The organism is Lacinutrix gracilariae, assembly GCF_042684485.1.
Lineage (GTDB): Bacteria > Bacteroidota > Bacteroidia > Flavobacteriales > Flavobacteriaceae > Oceanihabitans > Oceanihabitans gracilariae.
The window spans coordinates 355,274-372,890 of sequence record NZ_JBHULM010000001.1 but is presented as its reverse complement, the minus strand read 5'-3'; the positions used below and the strand labels follow the sequence as shown (position 1 = coordinate 372,890).

The following is a 17,617-nucleotide window of genomic DNA, read 5'->3' as shown; positions in this document are numbered from 1 at the left end:
GCTTTCTTTTTTATTATACCATGTTTTATGTTTGCACAAACAGGAACAATTAAAGGTGTAATTCTAGATGAGTTTAATAACCCTGTAGATAACATAAACATTAAAACCAATAACGCTGGTACCACAACCAATGAAAATGGTTTTTACCTTTTAAAAATTCCGGCTAATCAAGATGTAACCGTAACTTTTACGCATATATCCTTAAAAAAAACAGTTGCTACTTTTAACCTAAAAAATGGGGAAGAATTAGAGTTTAATCCTGTTATGAAAACAAATGTAGAACAAATTGCTACAGTAGTTATTTCAGGAAGAAAAAGAAAAGATGTAGAAGGTATAATTACTCTAAAACCTGCAACTATTAGAAAAATTCCTGGTGCTAATGCTGGAGTAGAAAATTTATTAAAAACACTTCCTGGAGTAAGTAGTAATAATGAATTAAGTACTCAATATTCTGTTCGTGGTGGTAATTATGACGAAAACCTAGTATATGTAAATGGAATTGAAGTGTATAGACCCTTTTTAATTCGATCAGGACAACAAGAGGGATTAAGTTTTGTAAATACCGATTTAGTACAAAATGTAGATTTTTCTGCAGGAGGATTTCAAGCTAAATATGGAGATAAACTTTCTTCTGTATTAGATATTACCTACAGAAAACCAACCGATTTTGGTATTGCTGCAGATTTAAGCTTACTTGGCGGAAGTCTTGCTATAGAAGCCGTAAGTAATGATAATAAACTAACAGGAATTGTTGGTGTACGTTATAGAGACAATAGTTTATTGGTAAATGCTAAAGAAACAGAAACCAATTACGATCCTAAATTTCTAGATGTTCAGTCTTTTGTTACTTATAAGTTTACAGATAAATTTAGCCTTAGTTTTTTAGGAAACGTTTCGCTTAACAAATACAATTATGAACCAGAAACAAGACAAACTAATTTTGGTACACTAACAGACCCAATTGCTTTGCTTGTTTTTTATGAAGGTCAAGAAAAAGATGCTTACCAAACCCTTTTTGGAGCCATACAAGGAAGCTATAAAGTTAATGACAACTTAAACTTAAATTTAGTAGCTTCTACATACCATACTACAGAAGAAGAATATTTTGATATTTTAGCCCAATACAGACTTGGTGAAGTAAACACCAATATTGGTGATGAAGATTTAGGTGAAGTAGAGTTTAGTGAAGGTATTGGCGGACAATTAAATCATGGTAGAAATGATTTAGATGCACTTATTACTACCATTGAACACAAAGGAGACTATAAATTAGACGAAAACAACTTTGAATGGTCTGTAAAATACACCAATGAAGATATTAGAGATAGACTGGTAGAATGGGAAGTTATAGATTCTGCTGGCTTTTCTATAAACCCTCCTAACGTCGATTATTTTGATGAGCAACCATACCAACCTAATGAAGGTCCTATTGAAGCATATGAAAATGTTAGAGCAACCAACAATACAACTATAGACAGAATTCAAGCCTATTTACAATGGAGCAGACGCTTTGATGTTGGTGAAAGTGAACTTTGGGTAAATGCAGGAGCTAGAATGCATAACTGGAATGTACAAGGAGATGGTATTGAAAGCAATGCACAAACCGTTTTTAGTCCGAGAGCACAAGTTGCTATTAAACCTAATTGGGAAAAAGACATGCTTTTTAGATTTGGAACTGGTTTATACTACCAACCTCCTTTTTATAGAGAGCTACGTGATCAATACGGAGAAGTACAACCTAATGTAAAAGCACAACAATCTATACACTTTGTTTTAGGTAATGACTATAGCTTTAAAATGTGGAATAGACCTTTTAAGCTCACCTCTGAAGCATACTATAAAAAATTAAACGATGTAAATCCTTATACAGTTGAAAACGTAAGAATACGCTATAGCGCAACTAATAATGCCGAAGCGTATGCCTACGGATTAGATTTAAGGTTAAACGGAGAGTTTGTTACAGGAACAGAATCTTGGTTTAGCTTTGGTTATTTAAAAACCGAAGAAAATATTGATAATCGTGGCTATATAGCAAGACCAACAGACCAACGCTTAAAGTTTGCAGCTTTATTTCAAGATTATGTACCTAATATGCCAAACTTAAAAATGTATTTAAACTTGGTATATAACACAGGTCTTCCTGGTGGTTCGCCAAGTTATGCAGATCCTTATGTATACCAAAACCGTTTACCAGATTATAAACGTGCAGATTTAGGTTTTCAATATGTAATTGTAGACCAGAATAAACAGTATACTTCTGGTTGGCGTAAACCTTTTAAAGAACTTACTTTAGGACTAGAAATTTTTAACGTTTTTGATGTACAAAACTCTATTACCAATACTTGGGTTAGAGATGTATATAGCAAGCGCCAATATGCAATACCAAACTACCTAACACCTAGAGTTTTTAATGTAAGAACTACAATGAAATTTTAAATAAAAGATAATAGAACTTTTAACTAAGCCAAAAAAACAGCTTCTTTAAATATATTTTAACATTTTATTTAACAACCAAACCATTAACCTTGGTAAATTTGCATGCATGAAACAATTGTTTAGAAATATAATGGCATTAAGCCTGCTACTTGCTTATAGTTTAAGCATGAGCATTTCTATGCAAAATTTTATTGTAGATGCTGTTTCAGATACAAAACAACATCAAGATCTAGCTCGTTATCAAAGCGATTCTAAAACACCTGAATTATCTGTTTTTCCAGATTTAGAATTACTTTCAGATTTAGGTGGTGAAAATGATTTTAACTTTCATTCTGAAAAATTTAAAACCTCATTTTCCTTTTCTAAACACTTTGAAACCTATACCAAAACTAAAGATAATCAATATCTTTTTAGCTGTGTAAACATACAGCCAGGTTTAGACTTAGACGCGCTACTCTACCCTTTCCATACTTTTTCATAAGCGTATTTTTTTTATTCAACACAGCACAACTAAGTACAAAACAAGTATTTAGTTGCACATTCTCATTCTTGGTATTTACCAAGAAGCATTTCTTATAATAAAAAAAATAAAATCATGGATACAACAAACACCATTATAGGTGCAATCATCGTTCTAATAATAGTATTACCAATAGTAGCAATACAAAGATCACAAACTAGTAAAAAGAAAAAATCAAGAAAAGCATTTATTGACGAAGCTTTAAAAAATAATTTAACCGTTAATGAACCAGATTTCTGGGGAAGCTACTATGCTATTGCTTTAGATACCAATAAAAATAAACTTATCTATTCTAAAATTATAGACGAAGCGTATAACACTAAAATTATAGATTTAAACCAAGTAAGCTCTTGTGCTATTGTTAGAACCAATAGAACCTTTAAAACCAAAGGAACTTTTAAAACAGAAACCGATAAAATAGATTTGGTTATTGAATATGTAAACGCTAACAAATTAAACAAAGAAGCATTAGAGTTTTATAATGTAGATGTAAATATTACAATGAGTGATGAAGTTTCGTTATTAGAAAAATGGGAAACTAAAATTAAAAACAATATTCTTAAAAAAGAACAAGCTGCTTAAGTGTTAATTGAGTGGTAAAAAAAACCTTCAGGAAAATTATTTCTGAAGGTTTTTTTATGTTTTATACTTTTCTATTTCTTTAGCTAAACAAACTCTTTTAAAACATCTATAGTATAATCAATCTCTTCTTTTGTATTGTATCTACAAAACGAAAAACGAATAGATGGTTTTTGTATATCTTCTTCTTCTAATATTTGTGCTAAAACATGAGAACCTTTTCCGCTTCCACTTTGGCAAGCAGAACCTTTTGAGCAAGCAATTCCTTTTAAATCTAATTGAAACTGTAAAGTCAACGCTTTTTCTGGACTCATTGGTAAACACACATTTATTAAAGTATAGGTACTTTTTACTTTATCGTCACAATTACCATTAAACTTTACTTCTGGTATTGCCTTTTTAATTGCTGTTTTAAAATAATCTTTTAAAGATTGTACATAAGCACTTTCTTCTTCTAAATTTTCATAAGCTAATTTAAAAGCAGTTTCTAAACCTTTTATATTATGTACTGGTTCTGTTCCTGCACGATGACCACGCTCTTGTGAACCACCAAAAATAAGCGGTTTAAAATTGCTGTTTTTTCGTATGTAAGCAAAACCTATACCTTTAGGACCATGAAATTTATGTGCTGCAGCAGTCATAAAATCAATAGGAGTTTTCTCAACATCCCAATCAAAATGACCTATAGATTGCACAGTATCACTATGAAAAAGTGCATTGTTCGCTTTGCATAAATTTGCAACTTTATCAATATCTAAAATGTTTCCTATTTCATTATTAATATGCATTAAACTTACTAGTTTACGCTCATCATTAGCAGCTAATAATCTTTCTAAATCTTCATAATCTGGAGTACCACAAGATTGCAGTTTAACATACTCTACAGTTACATTATACTCATTTCTTAACTCTTCAACTGTATGCAAAACAGCATGATGCTCAATTGGCGAAGTAATTATTGTTGTTACATTACCATCTCTAACAGCACAACGCAAAATCATATTATCTGCTTCTGTACCTCCAGAAGTAAAAATTATTTCTTGTGGTAAAGCGTGTAATTGTTTTGCTATCGTTTTTCTTGCAGTTTCAATAATAGATTTAGATGCACGACCAAATGCATGTGTAGAAGAAGGATTTCCGTATTGCGAAGCAAGAACTTCTTGCATATCTTTAATCACTTCGTCTCGTACTTGCGTAGTTGCAGCACTATCAAAATAAACAGTTTTCATAAATATAATTGTGTGTTTGAAGCAACAAAAATAGTGCAATTAAAATTATTTGCAAGAAGCATCGTTATAAGTTTAACAATTCTATTATTTTTGTTCAAAAATTACAATACTATGAAAAAGTTACTTTTTGTTATTTCCTCTGTTTTTATGCTTTTTTCTTGTAACGATGGAGATATTATTACAGAAGAACTTGATTTTGAAGATACTTTTTCTGCCTGTGGCGAATTGGTGTTTTATAAAATAAAAGAAGATCCTGCAGAATCTATTTCTTTACAAATTACTTCTGTAACTAAGTCGCTAGATAGCTTAATAGCTACGGATGAAAATGGCGAATTGTATATTACCGAAGAACAATACACTATTAACGGAACCACAAACTTCTTTAATTATAGAAGATATGATGCTACTCCTACAGATTTCTTTTGTGATGATGTACCTTCATCAGATATTACCATTACAAATGACGAAGAAAGCACAACAGGAACAGCAACCGTTTATATTTCTTTAACCGAAGATGATGATGATGGTATTGCAGCAGAATTGGAAGATATTAATGGTAATGGAGATTTAACCGATGATGATACCGATGGTGATGGTATACCAAATTATTTAGATGAAGATGATGATGGGGATAATGTACTTACGCGTTTAGAAATTGATTATGACGATTTAGATGGAGACGATAACCCTTTAACTAACCCATTAAATACCGATGAAGCAGATGAAATAGCCCTTGGTATTGACTTAGTTCCAAATTATTTAGATCCAGATGATGATGGCGATGGTGTACTTACTATAAACGAAGAAAATGATACACAAGACCAAGATCCTACCAATGATTTTACAGATCCTACCGTAGGAGCAGATTACTTAAATAATAGCGTTAGTACTACAGTTACTGCAACAGCCTATAGAGATCATGATATACAACAAACTTTTGAGGTTACTTTAGAAATAATAAACCTAGAGTTACCTTCTATTACTTATGATTATTTAGATTTTGGTACTTTAGAAGATGATAGCTTAATTAAGGAAAGAACTGTAGAAATTCCTTTTTAAGGTTTTGTATTTTGGTAGATATAAACTTCTGTAGCTCCTAAACCATATTTTTGGTAATTAGCTTCATAAAACTTTACTTTATATCTACCTAAAAGATACTCTAATTCGGTTTTTAAAACCCCTTCTCCAACGCCATGAATAAACACCATTTTTTGTATGCGTTTATGTATAGCAAACTCTAGTTGCCTTCTAGCAGTATCTAATTGTAAGTTTAACATATCGTGGCTAGACATGCCTTTTGATGACTTTGTTAAATGGTGTATATGTAAGTCTACTTCAAAAGTAGGTTCATATCGTTCTTTAGGTTTTTTGGTTACTTGCTTTCTTTTCTTAGTTTCTTTTTCTGAAACCACATGCTGTAAGGAAGCATTTGTAAAAACGTTTTGCTCTAATGTATTTGCGCTTTCTTGTTTAACAACTTCGTTACTATTAAAATTTAATTCAAATTCATCTTCAGTTAAAATAGTGATAGTATCTCCCGAAATACGAACTATTTCTCCAGATAAATCATCATCTAAAACAAAAACAAAATCTCCAACTTTAAAACTCATTTTTATCTTCTTCTTTTTTACTAGGTATAGTACTATAAATACGATACAAACCAAACATTAAAACTACAATTCCTAAAACTAAAATTAAAGTGTTCTGCTGTTCTCCTGCTTGTGCATAAATTGCTGCTGCACTACCCAATAGCACCAGAACATAATCGTAATTTTTTACTTTTTTCATAACATTCACATAACGTTTGTCTAACAAATATACTGTACATCGAAAATAAGTAATAAAATTTAATAAGGTACTTTTTAATTACTAAATTTCGTGATTAACTTATTGACTAAAATACAATTAGTTACATTTTAAAACAATGTATTTTACAATGTAATAAATATAGATTAGTAAAATTCAACCAACTTTAGATATCTAATTTATAAGTTAAAATATTAAAAAAAGATTAAGACCATTAACAAAGCAAATAATTCCCTCATGAAATATTTTATCACCTTAATACTATTAACATTCTGCAGCCTGAGCTTTGCGCAATCAGACCTATACGTTAGTAATGGCAGTTATGTTTATGTAGATGGTACAGCTTTTTCAAGTGGACCAAATGTAGCACCTTTATATGTAACAGATGATGTTAATTTAGATACAAATGGACATCTATATCTACGTAATGATGCACACCTTTTACAAGGCAACAACGTAGGAAACTCTGGAGAAGGAAAACTAAGTGTTTACCAAACAGGTAACTCTAACACTTACATGTATAATTATTGGGCTTCGCCTGTAGGACAAAATATAGCTGCAACAGGAAATTCTGCATTTATGCCTAGTAATAATTTGTATTATGAAGTAACAGCTCCAATAAATAGTAATCCTTATGGTTATACTTCTGGTTATGATGGTACTGCTACACAAATTTCTAGTTATTGGTTATATACATTTATAGGATTACCTACAACATCTAATGCTTACGAAGATTGGATAGGTCTTGGTGGTGGTTCTTTACCTGTTGGTGGAGATCCTAACGGAACTTTAGATTCTGGCTATGGTTTTAGCATGAAAGGAAACCCTAGTGGTTCACAAAAATATGATTTTAGAGGAAAACCAAATAATGGAGATATAACAGTAACATTAAACCCAAACAGTGAAACTTTAGTTGGTAATCCATATCCTTCTGCTATAGATGCACTTGAATTTATTCATGATACTAACAATCAAAATAACTCTACTGGTGTTTTAAAATATTGGGAACAAGCTCCTGGAGCTACCTCACATGTATTGTCTAATTATGTTGGTGGTTATGCTTTATATACTATTTCATCAGATGGCACAGAATCTTTTACTCCTGCTGTCTTTAGAATGTATCTTTTAAATGGTAATATAGCTGCAGGTCCTTCTCCTGGAAATGGAACAAAAACAGCAAGACGCTACATTCCTGTAGGGCAAGGTTTTATGGTAGAAGGAACTGCTAGTGCAACTAATGTTACTTTTTCTAATTCACATAGAGTATTTTACAAGCAATCAGATGCAGATAGTGAGTTTTTTAGAACCGAAAATACAGCAACAGAAAGAGAAACATTTCCTGAAACAGAATATAACGAAGAAGGATACAGCATAGTTCCTGAAGATTTTAAACGTTTTAGAATTAATGTTGGTTTTGATAATAATGGCAATGACTCTTATACACGTCAATTATTAATGAACTTTCACCATACTGCAACAGATGGTTTTGACTATGGTTTAGAAGCACCAATCGCTGAACAAGTTGCTTCTGATGCCAATTGGATTCATGACAATACACCTTATGCTATTCAAGCATTTAATTATGACGAAAGTTTACAAATACCTTTACTTGTTAATATAAACAACCAACAATTAGTACGTTTTGATATTTATGATGTACAAAATTTTGAAGAAAGTCAGCCTATTTATATTCATGATAAGCAAAACAACTTATATGTTAATTTACAAGAGCAAGCCTATGAAATAATACTTGAAGAAGGTGACTATACAGATCGTTTTGAAATTGTTTTTCAAAGTGAATCACTTTCTTCACAAGAGTTTATAGATGAAGATTTCTTAGTAATGCAAAACAATACTACGTCACAGTTAACTGTGTTAAATCCTAACCAACTAGAAGTGCAATCTATTTCACTTTTTGATGTTACAGGAAAAGTAATTTTTAAAGAAAACAATCTATCTACTAAAAATAGATATGAATTTTCAACTAAAAGCTTAAGTGACGGAGTGTATATAACTAAAGTTACTTTTGCTAATCAAACTACTAAAAGTAAAAAAGTGGTTGTTTCTCAAAAGAAATAAATCCATAGAAAAAATATAAAAAACTTGTCTTTGCAGTTAAAATACTACCTGTTAAGACAAGTTCTTTTTTGTATATTTGTAGCTACTAAATATATACTATATGTCTTCTTTTGAAGCCTACATGCTACCTTGTTTAAATAAAAAACTATTTGGTATAGAATGTCCTGGTTGTGGTATGCAACGCTCATTAGTATACCTAATTCAAGGAGATTTTACAGCAGCTTTTAAAATGTACCCAGCCATTTTTACTATACTTTTAATGTTGCTGGTATTAGTATTACACCTAAAGTTTAAATTTAAAAACGGACACAATTATTTACTTATATTATTTAGTATTAACATTGTAATTATCTTTACTAACTATATCTTTAAATTTATTTAAATCAAGTATGGAAAAAAAAACGCTACCAAACGCAACGCTTATATTAGTTTTTGGAATATTATCTATAGTAACCTGTTGGTGTTATGGTGTTTTAGGTATCACCTTAGGTATTGTAGCTCTTATTCTAGCCAATAAAGCTACTTTACTATACAAAAATGCACCAGAAGATTATTTAGGTTACGGAAACGTAAAAGCAGGAAAAATAATGGCTATAATTGGTATTCTATTATCTATTATTACCATAATTTCTATTATTGCAACCATTATGTATTTTGGTTGGGATACCATGCAAGATCCAGAACTTATGAGACAAAGATTAGATGAATTTCAACAACAAAATCAGTAAGCCCTATTCTTTTATAAAATAAAAAAGCGACCAAATGGTCGCTTTTTTTTCGTTCTATAAGTTGTATACATTGAAAAACTTATGCTTCAAACTGCTTTAATGTTTTTACAATAATAGCAACACAATCTAATAGTTGTTCTTTGTTCATAACTAAAGGAGGTGCAAATCTAATAATGTTTCCATGTGTAGGTTTTGCTAATAAACCATTATCACGTAAAGCAATACAGATGTTCCAAGCGGTTTCGCTCTCTTCATCATCATTAATTAAAATAGCATTTAATAAACCTTTACCTCTTACGCCATTTACAATATTAGAGCCTTCAATAAATTTAGAAAGTTCTGCTCTAAATAATTCCCCTAATTCTTGTGCATTTTGCGCTAGGTTTTCGTCTTTAATTACTTGTAAAGCAGCCATACCAACAGCAGCAGCTACAGGATTACCACCAAATGTACTACCATGATTTCCTGGTTTAATAACATTCATAATGGTATCATTTGCCAATACTGCAGAAACAGGATATGCTCCACCACTTAAAGCTTTACCAAGAATTAATATATCTGCTTTTACATTTTCATGATCAATAGCTAACATTTTACCTGTTCTTGCAATTCCAGTTTGTACTTCGTCTGCAATAAATAATACGTTATACTTTTCGCATAAAGCCTTCGCTTTTGATAAATATCCTTCTGTTGGTACATACACTCCAGCTTCTCCTTGAATTGGTTCTACTAAAAATCCTGCAACATTCTTATTACTAGAAAGAGCTTCTTCTAAAGCTTGTAGATTATCATATTCAATTTTTATAAAACCTTTGGTGTAAGGTCCAAAATTCTTTCTTGCAACAGGATCGTTTGAAAAAGATATAATAGTTGTTGTTCTACCATGAAAGTTATTTTCACATACTATAATTTCTGCTTCGTTTTCATCAATTCCTTTTACTTCATAAGCCCATTTTCTACAAAGTTTTAAAGCCGTTTCAACAGCTTCTGCTCCTGTATTCATAGGTAACAGCTTATCGTAGTTAAAGGTTTCTGTAGCAAATTTTTCAAATTTACCTAGCATATCATTATAAAATGCACGAGATGTTAATGTTAGCGTTTGTGCTTGATTAACCATTGCTCCTACAATTTTAGGATGACAATGTCCTTGGTTTACTGCAGAATAAGCAGAAAGAAAATCGTAATATCTTTTTCCTTCTACATCCCAAACATATACACCTTCTCCTCTACTCAGTACTACTGGAAGTGGATGGTAATTGTGCGCGCCATACTTGTTTTCTAAATCCATCGCTTCTTGCGATGTTAATTGGTCTAAAACAGCCATTTTAAATAATTTTATTAGTGAATAAAAAAGCCATTCCTTATCTACCTTTATCCTTTCGAAGTCTAAACTCACCATAACTTTTTGTATAGATGAGAGTCGAAAATTCAGCGTGGGAAAGAAATCATCCCTAAAGACTTGCAAAATACTAAATATTCGTGTTGAATTAAAATATTTCTATTCTCATTTTTATTTAAAAAATCATAAATCAATACTCGAAAAAAGAAAATCCTTTCCTTACTTTTGCAACTATGTCAAGAAGAAAAAACAGAAAACAAGTTTTCACTAATGTGGAAGTTATAGATGCTGGTGCAAAAGGTAAAACCATTGCTAAAGCTCCAGATGGAAAAGTTATATTTTTACCAAACGCAGTTCCTGGTGATGTGGTAGATGTGCAAACCTTTAAAAAACGAAAAGCGTACTATGAAGGTAAAGCAACCGTTTTTCATAAATTATCAGATAAACGTACACAACCTGCTTGCGAGCATTTTGGTACTTGTGGTGGTTGTAAATGGCAAGATATGGCGTATGAACACCAATTGTTTTACAAACAAAAAGAAGTTACCAATAACCTAACCAGAATTGGCCATATTGAATTACCAGAAATTACGCCTATTTTAGGTTCTGCAGAACAGTATTTTTACAGAAATAAAATGGAATTCTCTTTTAGTGATTCTCGTTGGTTAACTTTTGAAGAAATTGATTCTACAGAAGATTTAGGAGATAGAAATGCTTTAGGTTTTCATATTCCTGGAATGTGGGACAAAATTTTAGATATAAATAAATGTCACTTACAAGCAGATCCTTCTAACGCTATACGTAACGCTGTAAAACAGTTTGCGTTAGATAATGACATGGAATTTTTTAATACCAGAAACCAAACCGGATTATTAAGAACATTAATGATTCGTACCTCTTCTACTGGAGACATTATGGTAGTTGTTCAGTTTTTTAAAGACCATAAAGAAAAACGTGAGCTATTACTAGATTTCCTTGGCCAAGAGTTTAAACAAATTACCTCTTTACAATACATCATTAATGAAAAAGCTAATGATACTATTTATGACCAAGAAGTAATTTGCTATAAAGGTGAAGACCATATTTTTGAAGAAATGGAAGGCTTAAAATTTAAAATTAATGCCAAATCCTTTTACCAAACCAATTCAAAACAAGCTTTTGAACTGTACAAAATTACACGTGATTTTGCAGGTTTATCTGGTAATGAGTTGGTATATGATTTATATACAGGTACAGGAACCATTGCGCAGTTTGTTGCTAAACAAGCTAAAAAAGTGGTAGGTGTTGAGGCAGTTCCAGACGCTATTCTTGCTGCTAAAGAAAACGCAAAACTTAACAATATTGATAACACCGATTTTTTTGTTGGTGACATGAAAAACGTTTTTAATGAAGAGTTTATTAAAACACATGGTAAACCAGATGTAATTATTACAGATCCTCCTCGTGATGGTATGCATAAAGATGTTGTTAATCAAATACTAAATATTGCGCCAAATAAAATAGTTTATGTAAGTTGTAATAGTGCAACACAAGCTAGAGATTTAGCGTTAATGAATGATATGTATAAAGTAACAAAACTGCAACCTGTAGATATGTTTCCGCAAACATTTCATGTAGAAAATGTTGTACTTTTAGAAAAACGTTAATTAGTATTGAAATAGTACCGCTTTCGCGGAATGTAAACATGAAAAATCTAAAATTTATAATTCTAACCGTTATTATAGCCTTTGTAGCTTTTTTAAGTTGCGAAAGAGATGACATTTGCTCCGATGACACCTCTACAACTTCTAGGTTATTCATACAATTTTATAACAGTGCCAATACCGAAAATGTAAAAAACGCATTTAAACTTAGAATACAAGGTGTTGGCAATGAAGAAGTATTAAGCGACTATAATATAGTTACTGCAAACAGTATTTACTTACCATTAAAAACTACAGAAACTAGTACGCAGTTTGTTTTACATAAAGACTATGTTTTAAATGATGATGGTACTACAGAAGGAAATGCAGATACCATTACTATTAATTATGCAACAGAACTAGAATATGTATCTAAAGCCTGTGGCTATAAAACCGTTTTTGAAAACGTTACTATTAGCGTAGAAGACGATGGAGATAAATGGATAGATTATATACTTTCAGCAACAGATAACGAACCTATTAGCAATGAAGATGAAGCCCACTTTAACCTTTACCATTAATATATTTGTCTTTTTTATGCTCTTTTGTGTTTCTGTAAATGCACAAAATGATAGCATTGCAAAAGCAAAAAAAGATTCTATTAAGCACATACAAAAGTACGGACTTCGTGTTGGTGGTGATTTAAGCAAATTAATTAGAACGGCTTTTGAAGATGACTATAAAGGTTTTGAAATCATGGCAGATTTTAGGTTATCTAAACGCTTATATCTTGCAGGAGAACTTGGTACAGAAGAAAAAACTTTAGGTAATGACTACCTTAATGCAACTGCTTCTGGTTCTTATTTTAAAGCTGGAGTAGATTATAACTCATACACCAATTGGTTTGGTATGCACAACATGATTTATGGTGGTTTGCGTGTTGGTGCTAGTACCTTTAGCCAAACAAGAAATAGTTTTTCTGTTTACGAACAAAACCAATATTGGGAACCACATTTTTCTTCTACAGATGCCGAAAAATTTAGTGGCTTAACTGCTCTTTGGGTAGAATTAATAATTGGTATTAAAGCAGAAATATTACCAAATTTATTTATCGGTATTAATGCACAATTAAAAAGTATCTTTAGTCAAGACCAACCAGATAATTTTGAAAACTTATATGTTCCTGGTTATAACAGAACCTATGATGGAAGTAATTTTGGTGTAGGCTATAGTTATAATATTTCTTACCTAATTCCTTTATTTAAGAAAGGATAAGCCATTAAAAAAAACGTACGATACGCATACCATACTAAAAAAAGAAAAAAACTGACAATTATCATAGTTAATCTTCTATAAATCAAAGATCTTTATGAAATAAACACATTTCATGAAATCTTTAAACCTTTTTAGTCTTGTAACTCTTTTGCTACTTTTTGGTTGCGCAGCAACCGTTGATATTATATCAGAATATGATGAAGAAGTAGATTTTAACTACTACGAAACTTACGTGCTTTGCTTAGAAGATTTTCATGTAGACAATACCAAATACCCAAATTTAGATAACACTTTTGTGCGTCAATTAATTGGTGACGAAGTAGATAACCACATGGCTGCTTTAGGTTACAGAACCAATGTATTTAAACCACAACTTCAAGCTGGTTTTAAAATTTCTATAACCGAAGAAGAAAATATTGTAAAAAACTGTGAGCTAGATAATGAATTTGCGTATTGGAGAACCTGTACCATAAATACTGTGGTATATACTAAAGAAACACTTATTGTGTATGTTTCCGATTTAGAAAAAAACCAAGTAATATGGCAAGCTAGTATTCCTTGTGAGTTAGATAAATCTAAAAACGCTTTAAAAAAGGAAACCAAATTATTGGTAGAGCAACTCTTTTTAGAATTTCCAGAAGTAAATAAATAGATAAAAAAAAGTTTAGAATTTGATGCTTCATTGGTATCAAATTCTAAACTTTACTATTTCAGGCTGTTAAAAAAACTACTTTTAATAGTTTATTAAGCTAATCCTTTTTTAAATACTTTCCTTTTTTACTTCCTGCATACATTTCGTATTTAACAAAACGTGCTTCAAGCTTGGCATTAAATACTTTTATTTTTCTTGATGGACGCAAACCTACAAACTTTAATGCTTCTAAATTAGAAGTAACTAACCAAGCGTCTGTTCCTGGATAGCCTTGTTTTAAAGTATCTCCTATTTTTCCGTAAAAATCTTTTACATCTAAATTATCTAAACGTTCTCCATAAGGCGGATTAAAAACCATGTGTAATTTTTCTTCTCCTCCTTTTCGCGTTTTAAAGAAATCTTCGTGTTTAATGGTTGCAAACTCCTCTAAATGTGCATTTTTTAAGTTTTCTTTTGCTTTAGCAACTGCACTTGGCGATTTATCAAAACCTAATAATCTATGGTGAAAATCTCTAGTCTTTTTTAGTAAAGATTCTTCAATCTTTTCAAAAAGCTCTACATCCCAATCATTCCATCTTTCAAATCCAAATTCCTTACGCATTAAATTTGGTGGAATATTACATGCAATCATTGCTGCTTCAACAAGCATAGTACCAGAACCACACATTGGGTCCATAAAGTCTGTTTGCCCATCCCAACCAGATAGCATGATTAATCCAGCAGCAAGCACTTCGTTAATTGGTGCAATATTGGTTGCTGTTTTATAACCACGTTTGTGTAAAGACTCTCCAGAAGAATCTAAAGAAATAGTACACAATTGTCTGTCTATATGTACGTTTATTTTTAAATCTGGAAAACGTAAATCTACATTTGGTCGTTCTCCTGTAGTATCTCTAAATTTATCTACAATAGCATCTTTTGTTTTTAATGAAATGTATTGTGAATGTGTAAACTGTTTAGAATTTACTGTAGAGCTAACAGCTAACGTACCAGAAGACTTTAGGTATTCACTCCAATCCATTTTATATACCTGTTTGTATAAATCTTCTTCATTAACAATTCTGAAGGTTTTAATAGGTTTTAAAATTTTAATTGCAGTACGCAAACCTAAATTGGCTTTATACATAAAACCTTTATCTCCAACAAAAGAAACACTTCGTACTCCTACTTTAACCTGTTGTGCACCAAGTTGTGTTAACTCCTTTGCTAATAAATCTTCAAAGCCAAATAAAGTTTTGGCAAGCATTTTATAATTATTCTCCATGTTTTTCGACAAATAGATTGCAAAAATAGATTATTTTTGTGCTGATATATAACAATACATGATAAAAAGCGAAAAAGAATGGTTTGCTTCGTGGTTTGATTCTCCATTTTACCATATTCTTTACAAAGATAGAGATTATACCGAAGCCCAACACTTCATGGATAACCTTACCAATTATTTAAATATTCCTGAAGGTGGAAATATACTTGACCTTGCCTGCGGAAAAGGCAGACACTCTATATATTTAAACACTTTAGGCTATAATGTAACTGGAATAGATTTATCTCAAAATAGCATTGCACATGCCAAACAGTTTGAAAACGACACCTTACATTTTAACGTGCATGATATGAGTACGCCTTATAATGCAAAGTTTGATGCTGTTTTTAATTTATTTACAAGTTTTGGTTACTTTGATAAAGAAGAAGACAACCTAAACACCATTAAAGCCATAAAAACAGAAATAAACCAATCTGGTTTTGCTGTTATAGATTTTATGAATAGTGAATATGTTATAGATAATTTAGTTGCAGAAGATGTAAAAATAGTAGATGGTATTGCTTTTACGCAAAAAAGACGCGTTGAAGATGGCTATATTATTAAAGATATTACCTTTACTGCAGATAATAAAGATTATAGTTTTCAAGAACGTGTAAGAGGATTTACCTTGGCAGATTTTGAAGCTCTTTTTAATAAAGCTGGTGTATATTTATTAGATATATTTGGTAATTATAAATTGCAAAAATTTCATGCCAAACAAAGTGAAAGACTAATCATGATTTTTAAATAACTAAATCAATATTTAATAATAAGTAAAACTACTACTCTAAGCTTGCCTAAGAGACGTTTAATTACATATTTCTTTAATACATGCAAAATATATTATTACCAATATTAAGTGTGCTTTTAGGTTATGCCATTGTTTTAATTTTAAAACCATCGCAAAATAAAAACCTAAAATTATTATTAGCATTTAGTGGTGCTTTTTTACTATCTATCACAGTTTTTAACTTTTTACCAGAAGTTTACGCTCAGACAAACAAATCGGTAGGTTTATTTATAATGATTGGTATTTTAATGCAAATTGTGTTAGAATTCTTTTCTAAAGGAGCCGAACATGGTCATGTACATTTAAATAAAGATGCAACTGCTTTTCCTTGGTTGTTATTTATAAGTTTGAGTATTCATAGTATTTTAGAAGGCTTACCAATAAATAATCACAGTAGTTTACTTTTAGGAATTATAATACATAAACTACCTGTTGCAATTATTTTAGCTACCTTTTTTATTGCATCTAAATTACCAAAAGCTAAAATTGCATTTTTCTTAATTTTGTTTGCTTTAATGACACCTTTTGGAGTTTTACTATCAGAAAACTCTAATTTTATTCAAACCTATTATTATGAAATTTCTGCAATAGTAATTGGTATATTTTTACATATCTCTACTACTATTTTATTTGAGAGTAATGAAGATCATAAATTTAATATTACCAAATTAATTACCATAGTAGGTGCTATTGCAATTGCCTATTTTGTTTAATTAGATGCGTAATGTGTACAAGAAAACATTAAAGACAGGTAATCTATCTATTTTCTATTAATTATGTTTAGCAAAGAAGAATCAAGACAAATAAAACAATTATTCTGGACCAGTTTTGGAAAATCTTTTCCAAGAAAATGGACCTTATACAATACCAAAATAAAAGGCTTAAGCTTTAAGTTTCATTTTGATAATAAAAAGGCTTTAGTAGCACTTGATCTTGAAGACGATTTAGAAAACCGAATTACCTACTGGGAAAAACTACAATCCCTAAAATCTATTATACACAACGAGTACCTACCAGAAGCCATCTTTAAAGAAGAATACTTTTTAGATAACGGAAAAGAAATTTCGCGTATTTACATTCCTTTAGAAAAAAAAGTATCTATACACAACAAGAATACATGGCAAGAAGTTATGGTTTTCTTCAATGAAAATATGCATCAATTTGAAAGCTTTTTTGAAGAATACAAAGACTTTATAAAAGGATAACACAAACTCAAACCTTATACTTTCCTTAAATTTTTATTAAAAATAAAATGTAAT

At 30.8% G+C, this 17,617-nt stretch carries 19 protein-coding genes; 14 read left to right on the top strand and 5 right to left on the bottom strand.

Translation table 11 applies throughout. The annotated features are described in order from the left end of the window. Nucleotides 1-27 precede the first annotated feature (27 nt). From ACFSSB_RS01630 to ACFSSB_RS01620, 3 genes are all read left to right on the top strand, one after another. A complete protein-coding gene (locus tag ACFSSB_RS01630; RefSeq protein WP_379900256.1) occupies nucleotides 28-2,436 on the top strand; it encodes a TonB-dependent receptor in 2,409 nt (802 codons plus the stop codon). 106 nt (nucleotides 2,437-2,542) lie between these two features. Then, nucleotides 2,543-2,917, top strand: coding sequence for a hypothetical protein (locus tag ACFSSB_RS01625; RefSeq protein WP_379900254.1), 375 nt, complete (start codon nucleotides 2,543-2,545; stop codon nucleotides 2,915-2,917). A 114-nt stretch (nucleotides 2,918-3,031) separates the two neighbouring features. Continuing rightward, nucleotides 3,032-3,538, top strand: a complete 507-nt coding sequence (locus ACFSSB_RS01620; RefSeq protein WP_379900252.1) for a hypothetical protein — start codon at nucleotides 3,032-3,034, stop codon at nucleotides 3,536-3,538. 83 nt (nucleotides 3,539-3,621) lie between these two features. Here the strand turns inward: ACFSSB_RS01620 and ACFSSB_RS01615 are convergent, their stop codons facing one another. After that, the gene (locus tag ACFSSB_RS01615) at nucleotides 3,622-4,764 is read right to left on the bottom strand and encodes a cysteine desulfurase family protein (protein ID WP_379900250.1); all 1,143 of its coding nucleotides are present in this window, start codon (nucleotides 4,762-4,764) and stop codon (nucleotides 3,622-3,624) included. Nucleotides 4,765-4,875: 111 nt separating this feature from the next. Between ACFSSB_RS01615 and ACFSSB_RS01610 the strand changes: the two genes are divergently transcribed. Beyond that, nucleotides 4,876-5,823, top strand: coding sequence for a hypothetical protein (locus tag ACFSSB_RS01610; RefSeq protein WP_379900248.1), 948 nt, complete (start codon nucleotides 4,876-4,878; stop codon nucleotides 5,821-5,823). Here ACFSSB_RS01610 and ACFSSB_RS01605 read toward each other — a convergent pair. Beyond that, a complete protein-coding gene (locus tag ACFSSB_RS01605) occupies nucleotides 5,820-6,374 on the bottom strand; it encodes a Smr/MutS family protein (RefSeq protein ID WP_379900246.1) in 555 nt (184 codons plus the stop codon). The two genes, ACFSSB_RS01610 and ACFSSB_RS01605, sit on opposite strands and share 4 nt — an antisense overlap. Beyond that, nucleotides 6,364-6,552, bottom strand: coding sequence for a hypothetical protein (locus ACFSSB_RS01600; RefSeq protein WP_379900244.1), 189 nt, complete (start codon nucleotides 6,550-6,552; stop codon nucleotides 6,364-6,366). The genes ACFSSB_RS01605 and ACFSSB_RS01600 overlap by 11 nt, the downstream gene beginning before the upstream one ends. 255 nt (nucleotides 6,553-6,807) lie before the next feature. Here ACFSSB_RS01600 and ACFSSB_RS01595 point away from each other — a divergent pair, with 255 nt between their 5' ends. The 3 genes from ACFSSB_RS01595 to ACFSSB_RS01585 all read left to right on the top strand — a co-directional run bounded on the left by ACFSSB_RS01595 (nucleotide 6,808) and on the right by ACFSSB_RS01585 (nucleotide 9,377). Beyond that, the gene (locus ACFSSB_RS01595; protein ID WP_379900242.1) at nucleotides 6,808-8,649 is read left to right on the top strand and encodes a T9SS type A sorting domain-containing protein; all 1,842 of its coding nucleotides are present in this window, start codon (nucleotides 6,808-6,810) and stop codon (nucleotides 8,647-8,649) included. Nucleotides 8,650-8,749: 100 nt separating this feature from the next. Further along, nucleotides 8,750-9,031 (top strand): DUF2752 domain-containing protein, encoded by a 282-nt coding sequence (locus ACFSSB_RS01590; protein WP_379900240.1) that lies wholly within the window; start codon nucleotides 8,750-8,752, stop codon nucleotides 9,029-9,031. 7 nt (nucleotides 9,032-9,038) lie between these two features. Next, nucleotides 9,039-9,377, top strand: a complete 339-nt coding sequence (locus ACFSSB_RS01585; RefSeq protein ID WP_379900238.1) for a CCC motif membrane protein — start codon at nucleotides 9,039-9,041, stop codon at nucleotides 9,375-9,377. A gap of 79 nt (nucleotides 9,378-9,456) precedes the next feature. On the opposite strand, the gene rocD is transcribed toward ACFSSB_RS01585, so the two are convergent. Then, nucleotides 9,457-10,701: an ornithine--oxo-acid transaminase gene (gene rocD / locus ACFSSB_RS01580; protein WP_379900236.1), complete on the bottom strand. Its 1,245-nt coding sequence runs from the start codon at nucleotides 10,699-10,701 to the stop codon at nucleotides 9,457-9,459. A 248-nt stretch (nucleotides 10,702-10,949) separates the two neighbouring features. Between rocD and rlmD the strand changes: the two genes are divergently transcribed. From rlmD to ACFSSB_RS01560, 4 genes are all read left to right on the top strand, one after another. Further along, complete coding sequence (rlmD, locus tag ACFSSB_RS01575) at nucleotides 10,950-12,362, top strand: 23S rRNA (uracil(1939)-C(5))-methyltransferase RlmD (RefSeq protein WP_379900234.1); 1,413 nt, start codon at nucleotides 10,950-10,952, stop codon at nucleotides 12,360-12,362. Between the two features lie 38 nt (nucleotides 12,363-12,400). Next, a complete protein-coding gene (locus ACFSSB_RS01570) occupies nucleotides 12,401-12,919 on the top strand; it encodes a DUF6452 family protein (protein WP_379900232.1) in 519 nt (172 codons plus the stop codon). Continuing rightward, entirely contained in the window at nucleotides 12,891-13,613 is a 723-nt protein-coding gene (locus ACFSSB_RS01565; protein WP_379900230.1) for a DUF6048 family protein, read from the top strand. Before ACFSSB_RS01570 ends, ACFSSB_RS01565 begins: the two co-directional genes overlap by 29 nt. A gap of 112 nt (nucleotides 13,614-13,725) precedes the next feature. Further along, nucleotides 13,726-14,265 (top strand): DUF4136 domain-containing protein, encoded by a 540-nt coding sequence (locus tag ACFSSB_RS01560; RefSeq protein ID WP_379900228.1) that lies wholly within the window; start codon nucleotides 13,726-13,728, stop codon nucleotides 14,263-14,265. Between the two features lie 97 nt (nucleotides 14,266-14,362). On the opposite strand, the gene ACFSSB_RS01555 is transcribed toward ACFSSB_RS01560, so the two are convergent. Further along, nucleotides 14,363-15,529, bottom strand: coding sequence for a THUMP domain-containing class I SAM-dependent RNA methyltransferase (locus tag ACFSSB_RS01555; protein WP_379900226.1), 1,167 nt, complete (start codon nucleotides 15,527-15,529; stop codon nucleotides 14,363-14,365). A 58-nt stretch (nucleotides 15,530-15,587) separates the two neighbouring features. Between ACFSSB_RS01555 and ACFSSB_RS01550 the strand changes: the two genes are divergently transcribed. From ACFSSB_RS01550 to ACFSSB_RS01540, 3 genes are all read left to right on the top strand, one after another. Then, entirely contained in the window at nucleotides 15,588-16,319 is a 732-nt protein-coding gene (locus ACFSSB_RS01550; RefSeq protein WP_379900224.1) for a class I SAM-dependent methyltransferase, read from the top strand. Between the two features lie 80 nt (nucleotides 16,320-16,399). After that, on the top strand, nucleotides 16,400-17,071 hold the full coding sequence (locus ACFSSB_RS01545) for a ZIP family metal transporter (protein WP_379900222.1): 672 nt from the start codon (nucleotides 16,400-16,402) through the stop codon (nucleotides 17,069-17,071). Between the two features lie 63 nt (nucleotides 17,072-17,134). Further along, on the top strand, nucleotides 17,135-17,563 hold the full coding sequence (locus ACFSSB_RS01540; RefSeq protein WP_379900220.1) for a DUF4268 domain-containing protein: 429 nt from the start codon (nucleotides 17,135-17,137) through the stop codon (nucleotides 17,561-17,563). Nucleotides 17,564-17,617: the final 54 nt, after the last annotated feature.

Bases quoted from the DNA above. Each gene is read 5' to 3' on its own strand.
- rocD (WP_379900236.1), bottom strand. From the start codon at position 10,701: ATGGCTGTTTTAGACCAATTAACATCGCAAGAAGCGATGGATTTAGAA.
- ACFSSB_RS01625 (WP_379900254.1), top strand. From the start codon at position 2,543: ATGAAACAATTGTTTAGAAATATAATGGCATTAAGCCTGCTACTTGCT.
- ACFSSB_RS01565 (WP_379900230.1), top strand. From the start codon at position 12,891: ATGAAGCCCACTTTAACCTTTACCATTAATATATTTGTCTTTTTTATG.
- ACFSSB_RS01585 (WP_379900238.1), top strand. From the start codon at position 9,039: ATGGAAAAAAAAACGCTACCAAACGCAACGCTTATATTAGTTTTTGGA.
- ACFSSB_RS01545 (WP_379900222.1), top strand. From the start codon at position 16,400: ATGCAAAATATATTATTACCAATATTAAGTGTGCTTTTAGGTTATGCC.
- ACFSSB_RS01570 (WP_379900232.1), top strand. From the start codon at position 12,401: ATGAAAAATCTAAAATTTATAATTCTAACCGTTATTATAGCCTTTGTA.
- ACFSSB_RS01615 (WP_379900250.1), bottom strand. From the start codon at position 4,764: ATGAAAACTGTTTATTTTGATAGTGCTGCAACTACGCAAGTACGAGAC.
- ACFSSB_RS01595 (WP_379900242.1), top strand. From the start codon at position 6,808: ATGAAATATTTTATCACCTTAATACTATTAACATTCTGCAGCCTGAGC.
- ACFSSB_RS01600 (WP_379900244.1), bottom strand. From the start codon at position 6,552: ATGAAAAAAGTAAAAAATTACGATTATGTTCTGGTGCTATTGGGTAGT.
- ACFSSB_RS01560 (WP_379900228.1), top strand. From the start codon at position 13,726: ATGAAATCTTTAAACCTTTTTAGTCTTGTAACTCTTTTGCTACTTTTT.
- ACFSSB_RS01590 (WP_379900240.1), top strand. From the start codon at position 8,750: ATGTCTTCTTTTGAAGCCTACATGCTACCTTGTTTAAATAAAAAACTA.
- ACFSSB_RS01610 (WP_379900248.1), top strand. From the start codon at position 4,876: ATGAAAAAGTTACTTTTTGTTATTTCCTCTGTTTTTATGCTTTTTTCT.
- rlmD (WP_379900234.1), top strand. From the start codon at position 10,950: ATGTCAAGAAGAAAAAACAGAAAACAAGTTTTCACTAATGTGGAAGTT.
- ACFSSB_RS01605 (WP_379900246.1), bottom strand. From the start codon at position 6,374: ATGAGTTTTAAAGTTGGAGATTTTGTTTTTGTTTTAGATGATGATTTA.
- ACFSSB_RS01630 (WP_379900256.1), top strand. From the start codon at position 28: ATGTTTGCACAAACAGGAACAATTAAAGGTGTAATTCTAGATGAGTTT.
- ACFSSB_RS01555 (WP_379900226.1), bottom strand. From the start codon at position 15,529: ATGGAGAATAATTATAAAATGCTTGCCAAAACTTTATTTGGCTTTGAA.
- ACFSSB_RS01550 (WP_379900224.1), top strand. From the start codon at position 15,588: ATGATAAAAAGCGAAAAAGAATGGTTTGCTTCGTGGTTTGATTCTCCA.
- ACFSSB_RS01540 (WP_379900220.1), top strand. From the start codon at position 17,135: ATGTTTAGCAAAGAAGAATCAAGACAAATAAAACAATTATTCTGGACC.
- ACFSSB_RS01620 (WP_379900252.1), top strand. From the start codon at position 3,032: ATGGATACAACAAACACCATTATAGGTGCAATCATCGTTCTAATAATA.